Annotated in this window: 17 protein-coding genes; 7 read left to right on the top strand and 10 right to left on the bottom strand. The window is 29.0% G+C overall.

Translation table 11 applies throughout. From position 1 onward, the window contains the following. Positions 1–20 precede the first annotated feature (20 nt). Positions 21–977: a gliding motility lipoprotein GldB gene (gldB, locus tag HGB55_RS10490; protein ID WP_168816851.1), complete on the top strand. Its 957-nt coding sequence runs from the start codon at positions 21–23 to the stop codon at positions 975–977. Further along, entirely contained in the window at positions 977–1,312 is a 336-nt protein-coding gene (gene gldC, locus HGB55_RS10485) for a gliding motility protein GldC (RefSeq protein WP_168816850.1), read from the top strand. The genes gldB and gldC overlap by 1 nt, the downstream gene beginning before the upstream one ends. Before the next feature lie 36 nt (positions 1,313–1,348). Here the strand turns inward: gldC and folK are convergent, their stop codons facing one another. Next, positions 1,349–2,473, bottom strand: a complete 1,125-nt coding sequence (folK, locus tag HGB55_RS10480) for a 2-amino-4-hydroxy-6-hydroxymethyldihydropteridine diphosphokinase (RefSeq protein WP_168816849.1) — start codon at positions 2,471–2,473, stop codon at positions 1,349–1,351. An 82-nt stretch (positions 2,474–2,555) separates the two neighbouring features. On the opposite strand from folK, the gene sppA reads away from it, so the two are divergent. Continuing rightward, on the top strand, positions 2,556–4,310 hold the full coding sequence (sppA, locus tag HGB55_RS10475) for a signal peptide peptidase SppA (RefSeq protein ID WP_168816848.1): 1,755 nt from the start codon (positions 2,556–2,558) through the stop codon (positions 4,308–4,310). Between the two features lie 2 nt (positions 4,311–4,312). On the opposite strand, the gene HGB55_RS10470 is transcribed toward sppA, so the two are convergent. Next, a complete protein-coding gene (locus HGB55_RS10470) occupies positions 4,313–5,191 on the bottom strand; it encodes an AraC family transcriptional regulator (protein WP_168816847.1) in 879 nt (292 codons plus the stop codon). Positions 5,192–5,398: 207 nt separating this feature from the next. Here HGB55_RS10470 and HGB55_RS10465 point away from each other — a divergent pair, with 207 nt between their 5' ends. After that, the gene (locus tag HGB55_RS10465; protein ID WP_168816846.1) at positions 5,399–5,989 is read left to right on the top strand and encodes a hypothetical protein; all 591 of its coding nucleotides are present in this window, start codon (positions 5,399–5,401) and stop codon (positions 5,987–5,989) included. 51 nt (positions 5,990–6,040) lie between these two features. Here HGB55_RS10465 and HGB55_RS10460 read toward each other — a convergent pair whose 3' ends face one another. From HGB55_RS10460 to HGB55_RS10425, 8 genes are all read right to left on the bottom strand, one after another. Further along, positions 6,041–6,523, bottom strand: a complete 483-nt coding sequence (locus HGB55_RS10460; protein WP_168816845.1) for a dihydrofolate reductase — start codon at positions 6,521–6,523, stop codon at positions 6,041–6,043. Further along, complete coding sequence (locus HGB55_RS10455; protein WP_168816844.1) at positions 6,520–6,933, bottom strand: 2TM domain-containing protein; 414 nt, start codon at positions 6,931–6,933, stop codon at positions 6,520–6,522. The genes HGB55_RS10460 and HGB55_RS10455 overlap by 4 nt, the downstream gene beginning before the upstream one ends. Positions 6,934–6,935: 2 nt before the next feature. Continuing rightward, positions 6,936–7,169 (bottom strand): hypothetical protein, encoded by a 234-nt coding sequence (locus HGB55_RS10450; protein WP_168816843.1) that lies wholly within the window; start codon positions 7,167–7,169, stop codon positions 6,936–6,938. 74 nt (positions 7,170–7,243) lie between these two features. Further along, positions 7,244–8,068, bottom strand: a complete 825-nt coding sequence (locus tag HGB55_RS10445) for a thymidylate synthase (protein ID WP_168816842.1) — start codon at positions 8,066–8,068, stop codon at positions 7,244–7,246. A 78-nt stretch (positions 8,069–8,146) separates the two neighbouring features. After that, positions 8,147–9,541: a NupC/NupG family nucleoside CNT transporter gene (locus tag HGB55_RS10440; RefSeq protein WP_168816841.1), complete on the bottom strand. Its 1,395-nt coding sequence runs from the start codon at positions 9,539–9,541 to the stop codon at positions 8,147–8,149. A 9-nt stretch (positions 9,542–9,550) separates the two neighbouring features. Next, on the bottom strand, positions 9,551–10,159 hold the full coding sequence (locus HGB55_RS10435) for a bifunctional nuclease family protein (protein WP_168816840.1): 609 nt from the start codon (positions 10,157–10,159) through the stop codon (positions 9,551–9,553). 91 nt (positions 10,160–10,250) lie between these two features. Further along, positions 10,251–11,213, bottom strand: a complete 963-nt coding sequence (locus HGB55_RS10430) for an electron transfer flavoprotein subunit alpha/FixB family protein (protein ID WP_168816839.1) — start codon at positions 11,211–11,213, stop codon at positions 10,251–10,253. 78 nt (positions 11,214–11,291) lie between these two features. Further along, positions 11,292–12,038: an electron transfer flavoprotein subunit beta/FixA family protein gene (locus tag HGB55_RS10425; RefSeq protein WP_168816838.1), complete on the bottom strand. Its 747-nt coding sequence runs from the start codon at positions 12,036–12,038 to the stop codon at positions 11,292–11,294. Between the two features lie 143 nt (positions 12,039–12,181). Between HGB55_RS10425 and HGB55_RS10420 the strand changes: the two genes are divergently transcribed. The 3 genes from HGB55_RS10420 (at position 12,182) to HGB55_RS10410 (ending at position 16,345) form a co-directional block, all read left to right on the top strand. Further along, entirely contained in the window at positions 12,182–13,186 is a 1,005-nt protein-coding gene (locus HGB55_RS10420) for a pyruvate dehydrogenase complex E1 component subunit beta (RefSeq protein WP_256368430.1), read from the top strand. Positions 13,187–13,244: 58 nt separating this feature from the next. Continuing rightward, positions 13,245–15,746 (top strand): DUF5686 and carboxypeptidase-like regulatory domain-containing protein, encoded by a 2,502-nt coding sequence (locus tag HGB55_RS10415; RefSeq protein ID WP_168816836.1) that lies wholly within the window; start codon positions 13,245–13,247, stop codon positions 15,744–15,746. A 71-nt stretch (positions 15,747–15,817) separates the two neighbouring features. Then, entirely contained in the window at positions 15,818–16,345 is a 528-nt protein-coding gene (locus HGB55_RS10410) for an inorganic diphosphatase (protein ID WP_168816835.1), read from the top strand. Positions 16,346–16,379 lie beyond the last annotated feature (34 nt).

Below are 16,379 nucleotides of genomic sequence, written 5' to 3'. Positions count from 1 at the left end.
AAGTGTAAATATAGAAATTAATGAACAAAATTATTACTCTGGCAATTATTTTATTATCAATATTTTCATGTAAAAATAAAGAAACTACAAAAGTAGATGTATCAGATATAGATGTTGAAGTATTAATTGACAGGTTCGATCAAAAATTTTTTACTGCAAATGAAAAAACATTACAGGAATTAAAAAAACAATATCCGTACTTATTTCCAATTGAAAATGATAGTATTTGGTTGCAAAAAATTACTGACGAAGAAGGAGTAATACTGTTCAATAAAGCACAAAAAGTGTTTGAAAACTTTGATAATGAAAAACTTCAGATTATAGACTTATTTAAGCATGTGAAATATTATCATCCAAATTTTAAATCACCCAAAATAATAACATTAATAAACAATTTAGATTATCAAAATAAAGTTATTTATGCCGATAGTTTGTTGCTGGTATCGTTAGATATGTATTTAGGTAAAAACAGTGAAGTTTATCAAGATTTTCCAATGTATTTAGCTCAAAATTATGATAAATCTCAGTTAGTTGTAGATATGGCTAATGCTATTAGTGAGAATTATTATAAACCCAATAATCAGCGACAGTTTTTAAATTCTATTATTGCTGAAGGAAAAAAAATGTATTTGATTGACAGTTATTTACCCGATATTTCTGATGCTCAAAAAATGGGTTATAGTACCGAAAAAATGGAATGGGTAAATGCCAACGAAGAACAAATATGGAAGTATTTTATTGAAAATGAAATGTTGTATAGTACAGATTTAGATTTGCAAACACGTTTTATTACAGATGCTCCTTTTTCTAAATTTTATATTGATATTGATAAAGATTCACCGGGTAGAGTTGGTGTTTGGATTGGTTGGCAAATTGTAAGAGCTTATATGAAAAATAATAACGTAAATTTGCAACAACTTTTACAAACAAATACTGAAGAAATTTTTAAAAATTCAAAATATAAACCAAAAAAATAATGGCAATAAAACAAACATCAAAAATTGAATTTACGGTTGGATTAGATGAAAATAAAATACCTGAAGCAATTAATTGGACTGCTGATGATGGAAATATAGCAAATGAAGAAGCTAAAGCTTTAATGGTTTCGGTTTGGGATACAAAAACAAAAGATACGCTTAGAATGGATTTGTGGACCAAAGATATGCCTATGGACGAAATGAAGCAGTTTTTTCATCAAACATTGGTTTCAATGGCAAATACTTTTGAACGAGCTACCGGTGATGATAAAATGAGTGCAACTATGCGTGATTTTTGTGATTATTTTGCTGAAAAGCTAGAGTTAAAAAAGTAATTTTTTGGGTGGCTGATCGGAGTCGAAGCCACTTATTTAAGCATTTTTGATTTTATTGATAATTTCTTTATAATCTTCTGTATTATTTACAAAATCTTTGTCTGAAACATCAATAATCAAGGTTTTCAAATTCTCTTCAGTTTTAATAAAATTAGAATAACCCTGATGTATTTTATCTAAATATTCCGGAGCAATATTTTGTTCGTAATCTCTTCCTCGTTTTTTTATGTTTTCTATCAATCGAGGAGTGTTTTGGTATAAATAAATATATAAATCGGGTTTCGAAATTTCTTTATACATTATATCAAACATTTTTCTGTATAAAAAGTATTCATCATTTTGTAAAGTAACTTGCGCAAAAATGAGTGATTTAAAAATGTAATAATCAGAAACAATAAAATTTTTGAACAAATCAAACTGAGCTAAGTCATCAGAAAGTTGCTGATATCTGTCTGCCAAAAAACTCATTTCTAAAGGAAAAGCATAACGCTCATTGTCTTCATAAAACTTTGGTAAAAACGGATTATCGGCAAAACGTTCTAAGACCGTTTTAGCATTAAAATCTTCAGCAATCATTTTTGTTAATGATGTTTTTCCTGCTCCAATATTTCCTTCAATAGCAATGTAATTGTATTTTTCAGAAATCGAAATTGGCCTAATTAATTTAAGATCTGTTTTTTCAACAAAACTTTCGTCAGTACAATTTTCAAGACATAATTGTAAGCGTTCTTTTGTAATAGGATGTATTAAATTTGGAGCAATTTCAGCTAAAGGAACCATTACAAACCTACGATTTAGCATATCTTTATGAGGAACTATCAATTCTTTCGAAAAAATAATCTCATTATCAAAAAGCAACACGTCAATATCAATAGTGCGTGCTTTGTAATTTTTTTCTAAAGTTCTTTTGCGTCCTAATATATGTTCAATTTCATGAATTGATTTTAGTAAGTTTTCCGGATTTAAACCTGTAGAAACTTTAATACATAAATTTAAAAAATCATCACTTTCAAAACCCCACGAAGCGGTTTTAAAAACCGAAGAAATTTTAGTAACAGAACCTATCATTTCACCAATTAAATCAACTGCTTGCTGTAAGTTTTCAAGCTTGTTTCCTTGGTTACTTCCTAATGATAAATATGTTGTTCTCAATATTTGCATAAAGTGGATACAAAGAAAAGAAAAGTATTATATAAAAACATATCTTTGTAATTCAATTTATAAACATTTGTAAAATATTGATATGAAATTTTTAAGAAACTTACTAGCATCAATTATTGGAACTTTAATAGCTTTAGGAATAATTTTTATGTTGTTTGCCGTAGTGGTATCAGCTTTTAGTGAAGTAGATAAAGTTTCGGTTACAAATAATACTGTATTAGAAATTAAATTAGATAAAACAGTTAAAGATTATGCACCAAAAAGTGAAGATCCTTTTGATGAAATTTTAGGTTTGAATAAAGATAAAATTGGATTAGAAGCTATTATTAACGCTATTGAAAATGCTAAAACGGATGATAATATTAAAGGTATAAGTATTTTTCTTGAAAATGTTAATGCCGGAATTGCTCAAACACAAGCTATTAGAAACAAATTAAATGAATTTAGAGAAACAGGTAAATTTATTTTTGCTTATGCTGATTCTTACAATCAAAAAGCATATTATTTGAGTTCTGTAGCCGATTCGGTTTTTATCAATCCTGTTGGAGCTGTTGATTTTAAAGGATTATCATCAGAAGTTCTTTTTTATAGCGATTTTCAAGAAAAAACAGGTGTTAAAATGGAAGTTATAAGGCATGGTAAATATAAAAGTGCTGTAGAACCATTTTTAACCAATACCATGAGTGAAGAAAATAGAAATCAAATTTCTTCATATCTCACTTCAATTTGGAATGAAATTGTAAGCGACATCTCTAAAAATAGAAATAAAACACCTGAAGAGTTAAACAATATAGCCGATAATTTACTGGCTCGGAATTCTAAATTAGCCATTGAAAATAATATAGTTGATGAAACTATTTATTTAGATCAGTATAACGATAAATTAAAATTAGCTTCCGGAAAAACAACTGATGATAATTTAAATATTATTTCAATTGATGATTATATTTCTACAGGAAAAGGACGAATAGCTTCTACAGCTGCCGATAAAATTGCAGTAATTTATGCTCAAGGTGAAATTATTTATGGTAAAGGTGATGAAAATTTTATAGGACAAGAACTAATAATCAGGTCTTTACAAAAAGTAAGAAGTTCAAGAGATGTAAAAGCAGTTGTACTAAGAGTGAATTCACCTGGAGGAAGCGCTTTAGCATCAGAATTAATTTGGAGAGAGTTAGAACTTACAAAAAAAGAATTACCAATTGTGGTTTCAATGGGAAATGTTGCCGCTTCAGGAGGTTATTATTTATCTTGTAATGCAGATAGAATATTTGCTGAACCAACTACAATTACAGGCTCTATAGGTGTTTTTGGAACCATTCCCAACATTAGTAAATTGGCGTCCAATATTGGAATAAATGCAGAACAAGTTAGTACTAATAAAGGTGCAGATTATAGTATTTTTGAACCTATGACTGATGAGTTTAGAATTGTAACTGAAGAAAGTGTTGAAGAAGTTTATACTACATTTTTAGAAAGAGTTTCTTTAGGTAGAAATATGGATATTCAGAAGGTTGACAGCGTTGCGCAAGGTAGAGTTTGGTCTGGTGTTGAAGCTTTAAATGTTGGGCTGGTTGATGAATTGGGTAATTTAGAAGATGCTGTATCGTATGCTGCTGATTTAGCAGAAGTTACCAATTATAAAGTGCGTAATTATCCAAGTTATAAAGTTGATTTAGATGAAAAATTCAGCAATCTTCCATTTGTAAAATCTAAAGAAAAAATATTGATTGAAGAATTAGGTGAAGAGAATTATAAGATATATCAATCTATAAAAAGAATATCAACTATAAAAGGCATACAAGCACGCTTACCTTATATTATTGAAATTAATTGATGCTATTTTTGAGTTACTAATTGTTTCATCTCATTTCTGTATTTTAAAGGACTTTTACCGGTAAATTGTTTAAATAATTTATTGAAATGAGAAAAGTTATTAAAGCCACTTTCAAAGCAAATATCTGTAATACTTGTAGGGTTTTCAGCAAGTAATTTTGTGGCATGTACTATTCTAAATTCATTTACAAATTGTGTAAATGTTTTACCTGTTACTTTTTTAAAATATCGGCAAAAAGCAGGAACAGTCATACTAACTTTTTCAGAAATTTCATCTAAAGTAATTTGTTGTTTAAAGTTTTTACTTACGTGGCCAAAAATAATATCAATTTTTTTATTGTCTTGTGGTTCAACTTCAAAAGCAAAACCATCAACATTCAGTAACGTATATTCTTTTGAGAGTGCTAAATCTTTTAAAATCTCTAAAATTCTAATAATTCTTTCAATTCCTTGGTATTTTATAAGCATCTCAATTTTTTCACCTAATAATTTTTTAGTTTCAATTCCAAACAAAATACCTTTTTTAGCCCTTTCAAAAAGGTTTTTAACTTGTTGCATTTCAGGAATATCAAAAAAATGTTCACCTAAAAAACCTTCTTTAAATTGAATTATAGTTTCCGATCCGTTAGTTGTAAATCTATCGGTAAAACCACTATGTGGCAAATTAGCTCCTATCAAAATTAACTGACTATTGTTGAAGTAAGATAAATGGCTTCCTATATGTCTTTTACCTTTACCTTTGTTTACATAAACCAATTCAAGTTCAGGATGAAAATGCCAAAAAGGTAAATTGTTCACAATATTTTCATTGTGTTGTTTTACAAGTAGTGAACTTCCAAATTCCGGACTAATTTTTTCAAATGCAGGCTTGTTTTTTTTCATTTGAGTTTTCTTCTAATACTACAAAAATAAATATAAAAAATATCTAAAACTATATTAATTTCACATTTTTATATTCTATATTAACTTAACGTTAAGTTAATATAGAAATAAGTATCAATATAGCATATAAATAAGAAAAAATTGTAGTAGTTCAACGTATAAAACACCTATACATTTGTCCCATACTAATTAAAAAATATAATAATTATGAAAAGTTTAATTAAAAAATGCGTATTGGTAGCAATATTACTGACTACAGTAGTTGGTATAGCTAAGAATGATGATCCAAGTGTTAAAATTAACACAACGAGTGCTAAGCAGGTTAATTTAACATTAAACAATTTTGACAAAGCGATTGATGTATATATTAAAGATAGCCAAGGTGTTATTTTATATAAAGAAACAGTAGAAAAAAATGTTTTTTCTAGAAAGTATGATTTAAAAACATTGCCTAGTGGAAATTATTATTTTGAAATTGATACTTACACTAAAGTAAAAACAATACCTGTTTATGTTGATGCTACTAAAGTTGTTTTAAATAATGAAAACGAGAGCGTTTACTTTAAACCTGTGGTAAGAGTTAATAATGATAAAGTTTATATTTCAAAATTGGCTTTAAATGAAGCTCCTCTTAAAATAGTAATGTACGATTCAAATTTTAATCTAATATTTAGTGAAGAATTATCAGGGTCAATAAATTTAGAGCGTAAACTGGATATTTCACGACTTGAAAAAGGAGAGTACAAATTGCTTTTAACAAGTGAAGGAAAATCAGTTATAAAAGATATAAGAAAATAAATTAAATTTGATTATTCAAGGGTGATAAGGGGTGTAATTTTATTGCACCCTTTATTTTTTTATATAGGTAACAAAACTGTAATCGTATTTGTTTTTCTCGTCAGCCTTAAAGTCTTCTCTACTAGTTACTTTCCATATACTAGTATCTATTTCAGGGAAAAAAGCATCAGCTTCAAATGTATGATGAATGAAAGTTAAATCAAGTTTATCGGCAATTTTTATGGCTTGCTTATATATTTCTGCTCCTCCTAAAATATAAGGATTTTCATCATTTTTTGCAGCTGTAATAGCCTCTTGTAACGAATTAACCACAATACAACCCTTAGCTTTATAGTTTGTATTGCGTGTGATAATAATATTTGTTCTGTTAGGAAGAGGTTTGCCTAACGATTCATAAGTTTTTCGGCCCATTATTACATGGTGATTTGAGGTAACTTTTTTAAATCGTTGCAAATCGGCAGGTAAATACCAAATAAGTTTATTGTCTTTTCCTAATGCATTGTTTTTAGCAACTGCAGCTATTATAGTAATCATTCTTGATTTAAATTGCTTTGGGTGTTCTCCTTTTTTTTTAATTCTTCACTATTCGTGTTTTCTGCAGTAAATTTAATTTCTTTAGTTATTTTGTCTTCTAATTTAGCAATTTTTAACTCTTGTTTTTTTACTAATTTTTCTGTTTGTTTACGTTCCCATTCTTTACCCATAAACTTATTGGTTATAAAAACGTTTACAAAATGTAATATCCAAAAAAATAACCATAAGATAATTGCCCAAACAAACCAATCTTCGGCTACAGTTTCACCTATTTTTAAAACTTTATTAATTACTATAAGAAATACAGATCCAATAAGAAATACCACAAAATGAAAGTATAATCGTTTCTTTTGTTTTACACGATTTCTGGCATTTTCAAATAATTCATACTGTTCATTAGATGGATTCATAATTACATGTTTTTAACCCATTCTTTAATGTAGTCATTATAATTATCTATATCATCTGAGTTTTCACTTTCGTTTGAGTTTTCGTTTTGTAATCTATCGTTTGCAAATGATAAAAATTTAGAAAGATTTGCATTAGAAGTACTAAATAAATACTCAATTGACTTTAATAGATTAATGTCATCTATTTGAAGAACTCTTTGAATTATTTTATTTTTTAGTTGTAATACGGTGTCCATAGTTTTTGATTTTTTTCAATTATAAAATTATTAAAAAGCAATTTAACTTTAGTAATTTATTTAATTTTTTTATTTTAAACAGAAACTTTCCCTTTTATATGCGGATGAGGATTATAATCTACTAGTTTAAAATCTTCAAATGTAAAATCAAAGATATTTTTAACAGCAGGATTTAATTCCATTTTTGGAAGTTTTCTGGGTTCTCTTGATAATTGTAAATCTATTTGTTCTTTGTGGTTGCTGTAAATATGTGCATCGCCAAAGGTATGAATAAAATCACCAGGTTTTAGATTGCAAACCTGAGCTACCATCATAGTTAATAAAGCATAAGAGGCAATATTAAACGGAACTCCTAAAAATATATCGGCACTACGTTGGTATAGTTGACAAGATAATTTTCCGTCAGCAACATAAAACTGAAAAAATGCATGACAAGGAGGTAAAGCAGCCTTATTATTAGCAACGTTTTCAGAAAATGTAACTGATGTGTCAGGTAAAACGCTTGGATTCCATGCAGAAACTAATAGTCTTCTGCTGTCGGGATTTATTTTTATAGTTTCAATTACTTCACTAATTTGATCTATTCCTTCACTATTCCAGTTACGCCATTGATGCCCATATACCGGACCTAAATTTCCGTTTTCATCAGCCCATGCATCCCAAATTTTAACATTGTTATTTTTTAAATATTCAATATTGGTTTCTCCTTTTAAAAACCATAAAAGTTCATGAATTATTGATTTTAAGTGTAATTTTTTTGTTGTTAACATAGGGAAACCTTCACTTAAATCAAAACGCATTTGATAGCCAAAAACACTTTTTGTTCCTGTACCTGTTCTATCTTCTTTTAATGTGCCGTTATCTTTAACGTGTTTTATTAAATCTAAATATTGTTTCATTTATAAATCCCCTTTTATAACTATATTATTTATAACGGTAATTGAGTTAAAATATTAAAAAAATGATGAAATAAAAAATTAACCTATAATCATTCCGGCGATAGTTGCTGAAAGTAATGATGCTAAAGATCCACCAATTAGAGCTTTTATTCCAAATTCAGACAATGTTTTTCTTTGCCCCGGAGCTAAAGATCCAATACCACCAATTTGAATACCTATTGATGCAAAGTTAGCAAAGCCACAAAGCATATACGTTGCCATTATTATTGATTTATTATAAGTAAAATGTGTAGCACTTGCAATATTTTTCAATTCAGCAAGCTGAACATAACCAACAAATTCACTTGAAGCCAGTTTAATACCTAATAATTGCCCCATTAGCATCATATCTTCTTTAGCAACACCAATTAACCACATGAGTGGTGAAAATATGGTTCCTAATATCAATTCTAGTGAAAGTTGTTGATAAGGAGTGTTTACAGCTACCCAACTATTTAAAGTAGTTATTTCTCCAACCCATCCTATAATTCCGTTTAACATTGCTATAATTGCAACAAAAACCAAAAGCATAGCACCAACGTTAACTGCAAGTTTTAAGCCCTCTGTTGTACCATTAGCAATAGCATCTAAAATATTTGCGCCAATTTTATCTTGAGAAACTTCAACATCAGTATTAATTTCTTCAGTTTGTGGATACAGCATTTTTGAAATTACAATTGCTCCCGGAGCTGCCATTACAGATGCAGCTAATAAGTGTTTGGCAAAATGCAAGCGTAAAGCAGGATCATTTCCACCTAAAAAGCCAATGTAGGCTGCTAATACACCTCCAGCAACAGTAGCCATACCTCCAATCATTACTAATAATATTTCTGAACGATTCATACGTTCTAAGTATGCTTTAATCATTAAAGGAGCTTCGGTTTGTCCTAAAAATATATTTCCTGCTACTGATAGACTTTCAGCACCGGATATTTTCAAAAGTTTAGTAAGTAACCAGGCCATTCCTTTTACTATTACCTGAATAACACCAAGATAAAATAATAATGATGTTAAAGCAGAGAAGAATATTATTGTAGGTAATATTTGAAAAACAAAAATAAATCCATAAGAATTTATATTCATTAGCCCACCAAATAAAAATTCACTACCGGCAGCGGTATAATCTAAAATATTGGTAAAAATACCACCAACAAATTCAAAAGCCTTCTGTATAAATGGAACTTTTAAAACACCTATTGCAATTAATAATTGGGCAGATAAACCAGCTCCCACAGTTTTCCAATTTATACCTTTTCTGTTAGAACTTAATATATAAGCCAAAAGGATTAGAGAAATCATTCCTAATAAACCTCTCCATAAAGAGTTTACTGAAAAGCCCTGATTATCTATTATTGTATTTTGGACGGTTTCTTGTGCATTAATTGAAGTTAAACTAAAAAAGAAAAGAGCAAACAAACTTAGTTTTTTTATCATGTGTTTAAGTTATTTTGAGGAGCGTTTAGTTATTTCGTCACGAATTTTTGCAGCTAATTCATAATCTTCATCTTGAACAGCTTTCTCTAATTTTTCATTTAATTGTTTAAGTGTGTCTTTTGAAAAAGAGGATTCTTGTATGGGAGTTTCTTCAATCAAGCTTTCAATTCCTATATTTTCTTTTTCTGTAGATAATTCATCTTTAATTTTTAAATAAATACCTGCTTTATCTAAAATATTTTCATAAGTAAATATAGGAGCATTAAAACGTGTTGCCAATGCAATTGCGTCAGATGTTCTGGTGTCTATTATTTCTTCGATATTATCACGTTCACAAATTAAACTTGAATAAAACACACCGTCAACCAATTTGTGAATTATCACTTGTTTTATAATAATATGAAATCTGTCTGCAAAACTTTTAAACAAATCGTGTGTTAATGGTCGAGGTGGTTTAATTTCTTTTTCTAGAGCAATAGCTATTGATTGTGCTTCAAAAGCTCCAATAACAATAGGTAATGTTCTGTTTCCATTAACTTCACTTAAAACTAACGCATAAGCGCCACTTTGTGTTTGGCTGTATGATATCCCTTTAATATTTAGACGAACTAAACTCATAAGTTAAAATTAGAAAAAAAGGCTGTCTAATCAAAGGACTTACGTGTCCAATAATTAGACAGCCTTTTTTAAGAGGCACAATTTAACAAAATTATGCGTTATTTGACTTAAATTCTTTTAACTTTTCAATTAATTTAGGAACAACATTAAAAGCATCACCAACAATACCATAGTCTGCAGCCTTAAAGAAAGGAGCTTCAGGGTCAGTATTTATTACAACTTTAACTTTAGAAGAATTGATTCCTGCTAAATGTTGTATTGCTCCTGAAATTCCAACCGCAATGTATAAATTTGATGCTACCGGCTTACCTGTTTGTCCAACATGTTCGCTATGAGGTCTCCAACCTAAGTCAGATACCGGCTTTGAACAAGCTGTGGCAGCGCCTAAAACATCAGCTAATTCTTCAATCATTCCCCAATTTTCAGGGCCTTTTAGTCCTCTTCCTCCAGATACTACAATATCGGCATCTGCAATAGTAACTTTTCCTGATGTTTGCTGAATTGAATCTGATTTTAAATTACTTTCAACTACAACAGGTTCAAAATTTTCAATACTACCCGATACTTCGTTTTCAACCAATCCAAAAGAGTTTTTTGACAAGCTGAGTACTTTAACTTCTGTAGTTATTTGTGTATTGCTAAATGCTTTACTTGAAAATGATTTTCTTTTTACGGTAAATGGTGAAGTTGAAGTTGGTAATGCAATAACATTACTTGTATAACCGGCATTTAAATTTACAGCAACTAAAGGAGCTAAATATAAACCGTTTGAATTTGAATCAATTATTATGATTTCTGATTTTTCTCTTTCAGCAGCTTGTTTAATTACATTAGCATAAATTTTGGCATTAAAAGTTTTAAGTGTATCGTTAGCTACATTTAATATTTTTTCTGCACCATATTTATATAATAATGAATTATCACTTGAATTTATAGCTAACACAACTACATTAGTTCCTAATTGCTCAGCAACTTTTTTTCCGTATGATGTTACTTCAAAAGCTGATTTTTTAAATTTTCCTTCCGATGTTTCGGCATATACTAAAACTGACATATATTTTTATTTTTTAATTGTTAAGTTGTTAAAATGTTTTTTTACAGTTTAACAGATAAATAATTCAACAGAAATTTATTAAATTACTTTAGCTTCATTATGCAATAAGTTAATAAGCTCATCAACATTTTCGGCATCAATCATTTTACAAGCAGATTTTGCTGCCGGTTTCTCAAATGAAACTATTGAAGTTGTAACTTCTCCAGTTGTTGGTTCTAAAACAGTTAAAGGTTTTTTTCTAGCCATCATTATACCGCGCATATTTGGTATACGTAAATCTTTTTCTTCAACTATGCCTTTTTGCCCTGCAATTATTAATGGCAGATTAGAAGATAAAACTTCTTTTCCGCCGTCAATTTCACGTGAAATTATAGCTTTATCGCCTTCAACTTCAAGACCTATACAAGCATTTACAAAGTTATAATCTAATATAGCAGCTAACATTCCCGGTACCATTCCACCATTATAATCAATAGATTCTTTACCGGCAAGTATTAAATCGTAACCACCATTTTTAACAACTTCAGCCAATTCTTTTGCAACAGCAAAACCATCAGTAGCTTCAGTGTTAACTCGTATAGCATCGTCGGCACCAATTGCCAAAGCTTTGCGCAAAGTAGGTTCAGTACCTACATTTCCAACATTAACAACTGTAACTGTAGCACCTTGTTTTTCTTTAAACCACATTGCTCTTGTTAAAACAAACTCGTCATATGGATTAATAACATATTGCACGCCAGTACTATCAAATTTTGAATCATTTTCAGTAAAATTGATTTTTGATGTAGTATCTGGAACGTGACTAATACAAACTAATATTTTCATTTTATTATTATTTGGTTTTTATAAAATTACAAGCTTTTATATACTTTTTTACGAATGTAACAATTTTTTTTAAAATACTATGCGCGCATAGTAAAATTTATTGTGTAGATTTTTATTTGAAACTAAATTAAGAATACTTAATTTTGCACTTCCAAAAAACAGATAAAATGAAGACAATACAATTTAGAGAAGCTATTTGTGAAGCAATGAGTGAAGAAATGCGTAGAGATGAGTCTATCTTCTTAATTGGAGAAGAGGTTGCTGAATATAATGGTGCATATAAAGCTTCTAAAGGGATGTTAGATGAATTTGGTCCAAAAAGAGTAATTGACTCTCCAATTGCCGAGCTTGGTTTTGCAGGTATTTCTGTTGGGTCAGCAATGAATGGAAACCGACCAATTGTTGAATTTATGACATTTAACTTTTCTTTAGTAGGTATAGATCAAATTATAAATAACGCTGCTAAAATCAGACAAATGTCTGGCGGACAGTTAAATTGTCCAATTGTTTTTAGAGGACCAACAGGTTCTGCCGGACAATTAGGTGCTACACATTCACAATCATTTGAAAATTGGTTTGCAAATACTCCGGGATTAAAAGTAATTGTACCGTCTAATCCTTACGATGCAAAAGGATTGCTTAAAGCTGCAATTAGAGATGATGATCCTGTTATTTTTATGGAATCTGAGCAAATGTATGGTGATAAAGGTGAAGTTCCTGAAGGTGAATATATTTTACCAATAGGTGTGGCCGATATAAAAAGAGAAGGAAAAGATGTTACTATAGTTTCTTTTGGTAAAATTATTAAAGAAGCTTATAAGGCGGCTGATATTTTAGAAAAAGAAGGAATTTCTTGTGAAATTTTAGACATGCGTACTATAAGACCAATGGATTTTGAAGCAATTTTTACTTCTGTTAAAAAAACAAACAGATTGGTAATTTTAGAAGAAGCTTGGCCATTTGCCAGTGTGTCTTCAGAAATTACTTATCAAGTACAAGAAAATGTATTTGATTATTTAGATGCACCAATTAAAAGAATTACTACTGCTGATACTCCGGCTCCATATTCTCCTGTATTATTAGAAGAATGGTTGCCAAATGCAAATGATGTTGTAAAAGCGGTAAAAGAAGTAATGTATATAAAATAAAAGCAAAAAATTTGCGTTATAAATTCCTTTCAAGGTAATCTTGAAAGGTTTTTTTATTATGATAAGAAAAATTAAATCCCTTAGTTTCCTTTTTTTATTTGTTTTTTCTGTAGGTTTTGCACAGGTAAAAATAAGCGGCTCTGTTGTAGATGAACAGAATCAACCCATACCATTTGCAAACATACTTTTTGTTGGTTCAACTATAGGAACAGTCTCTGATGAAAATGGTGAATTTTATTTAGAATCTGATAAAACATACAACCAAATAGAAGTATCTTTTTTAGGTTTTGAAAATAAAATAATTCCTGTAAAAAGCAGAGATTACAATATAACAATTACATTAAAAGAAGAGGCTTCAATGTTAAAAGAAGTTTTTATTTATAGTGGAAAAGTTAAGAAAAAAGGAAATCCTGCCATTGCTATTTTAAAGAAGATTTGGGCAAGAGAACGTAAAAACGGTATCTATTTATTTGATCAATATCAATATGAAAAGTACGAAAAGCTTGAATTTGATATGAACAATATTGACAGTGCAATGATAAATAGTAAGATATTTAATGGAATGGAATTTATTTTTAAAGGAGTTGATACCTCAAATATCACAGGGAAAACTTTTTTACCAATTTTTATTAATGAGTCTGTTTATAATTCTTATGGTAAAAATAAAGGGGGAAGAAAATTTAGAGAAGATATAGTAGCCAACAAAAACTCAGGTTTTGGTAATAACCAAAATGTAATAGCATTTATTAAAGATTTGTATGTAGATTATAACGTTTATGACAGTTATATTAAAATTTTTGATAAAAGTTTTGTAAGCCCAATTTCAAAAGCAGCAGGTATTTCTACCTATAATTACGTGCTTACAGATAGTGCATTTATTGATAATAAATGGTGCTATAATATTTTGTACTATCCTCGAAGAAAAGGAGAATTAACTTTTAAAGGAGATTTTTGGGTAAACGACACCACTTTTGCAATTAAAGAAATTAATATGCAAGCGAACAAAAGTGCTAATATAAACTGGGTTAAAGATATTTATATTGAGCAGGAGTTTGATGTGTTAAATGATTCTGTTTTTTTATTAAAAAGAGATCATATGTTGTCAGATTTTAGTTTGAATAAAAAAAACAAATCAAAAGGAGTGTATGGAAGAAGAACAACGATGTATAAAAAATACAAGTTCAATGAAGAGAAAGATGACGATTTTTATGCAAAAGAAGTAAATCCTTACGATACTAAAATTTATAATAAAGAAGATGCTTATTGGGAAGAAAACAGACATGAAAAATTAAATGAAAATGAGCAAGGTATTTACACTTTGTTAGATACCTTAGTAACAGTTCCTAAATTTAAAAAAATATACAATTTAGTTGAAATTTTAGGTTCAGGATATATTGAATTTAATAATTTTGATTATGGCCCAATTTATTCAACTTTTGGGAAAAATGATGTTGAAGGGTTGCGAATACGTGTAGGAGGTAGAACTTATTTTGGAAGTAATGACCTTTGGCGTTTGCAAGGATACACTGCTTATGGTTTTGACGATCATCAAATTAAATATGGTGTTTCAGGGAAATGGATGTTAAATCCAAAAAATAGAGTTATAGTTGGCTTAGGTAATAGGCGAGATGTTGAACAAATAGGTGTAAGTTTAACAACAACTAACGATGTTTTAGGAAGAAGTTTTGCTTCATCAGCATTTTTTGCCAGTGGAGATAATAGTAAGCTTACTTCAATTAATTTATCAAATGCATTTGTATCAATAGAGCCTAAAAAAAATCTATATTTTCGTTTAGGAGCTTCCTATAGAACTTTAAAAACAGCATCACCGGAAACATTTAATATAGACTATTGGGTAGATAAAGAAAATAATATTAAAAAATCTGATGTTATTCAATCTGAAATCGATTTTTCAATACGATATACTCCTAACAGAAAAACAATAGGATATGGCGTTGAAAGAAATGAAGTATCTGATAATTATTCAACAATACTTTTAAATTATTCAAAAGGGATAAAAGGTTTGTTAGATAGTGATTTTGATTATCAAAAGTTACAATTTTTCTATCGTCAACCAATTTTAATTGGTGGTTTTGGAAGAACGTTTGCTACTTTTGAAGCAGGTAAAACGTTTGGAGAAGTACCCATCAGTTTATTAAACGTTGTGCCTGGGAATCAGTCATATTTCACTATTGAAAATACATATGCTTTGTTAGATTATTACGAATTTATAACTGATTCATATGCATCCATACATTTTGAACATAATTTTAATGGGCGATTACTTTCAAGAGTACCTTTACTTAGAAAGCTAAATTTACGAGAAATTATAGGTGTTAAAAGTGTGTGGGGAGATATTTCTGATAAAAATAGAGAATTAAATGCTTCAACTACAATTGTTAACTACGTTGCACCAACAAAAGGATATTATGAATATAGTGTTGGAATAGGTAATATATTTAAAGTTTTTAGATTAGACTTTAGTTGGAGAGGTAATTATAAAGATACACCCGGCTCAGATAATTTTGCTATTAAAGGTGCATTTGGTTTTCATTTTTAAAAATATAAAACTTAAACCTTTAAACTTTAATGAATTTTTGTATTATTGTAAAAAAGTAAAAATAAAAGAAAATGAGTGTTAAAAATAGCAAAACATTTGATGTTTTAATAGAAATTCCGAAAGGAAGTAGAAATAAATATGAATACGATTTTGTTTTACATAAAATCAGATTTGATAGAATGCTGTTTTCATCAATGATGTATCCTGGTGATTACGGTTTTATTCCGGAAACATTAGCATTAGATAAAGATCCGTTAGATGTTTTAGTATTAGGAAGTGAACCTACTTTCCCAATGTGTGTTGTAGAGGTAAAACCAATAGGAGTTTTCCACATGACAGATGAAAAAGGACCAGACGAAAAAATTATTTGTGTGCCGGTTTCAGATCCTGTATGGAATCAATTAAATGATATCGAAGATATGAATCCGCATCAAGTAAAAGAAATAGAACATTTCTTTCAAGTTTATAAAGATTTAGAAGATAAAAAAGTAGATGTTGGAGGTTGGGGTAATGTAGAAGAAGCGTGTGAATTAGTTAAAACAGCAATAGATCGTTATGAAACTAGTGAGCATAAGAAAAAGAGGACGTTTACAATATAATTGTAATATTTATAAAATAAACCTATAAAAAATA

The sequence above is a fragment of the Lutibacter sp. B1 genome, from assembly GCF_012524075.1.
GTDB lineage: Bacteria > Bacteroidota > Bacteroidia > Flavobacteriales > Flavobacteriaceae > Lutibacter.
Note: the sequence above shows the minus strand (reverse complement) of the source record. Positions and strands in the feature narration are given on the sequence as shown.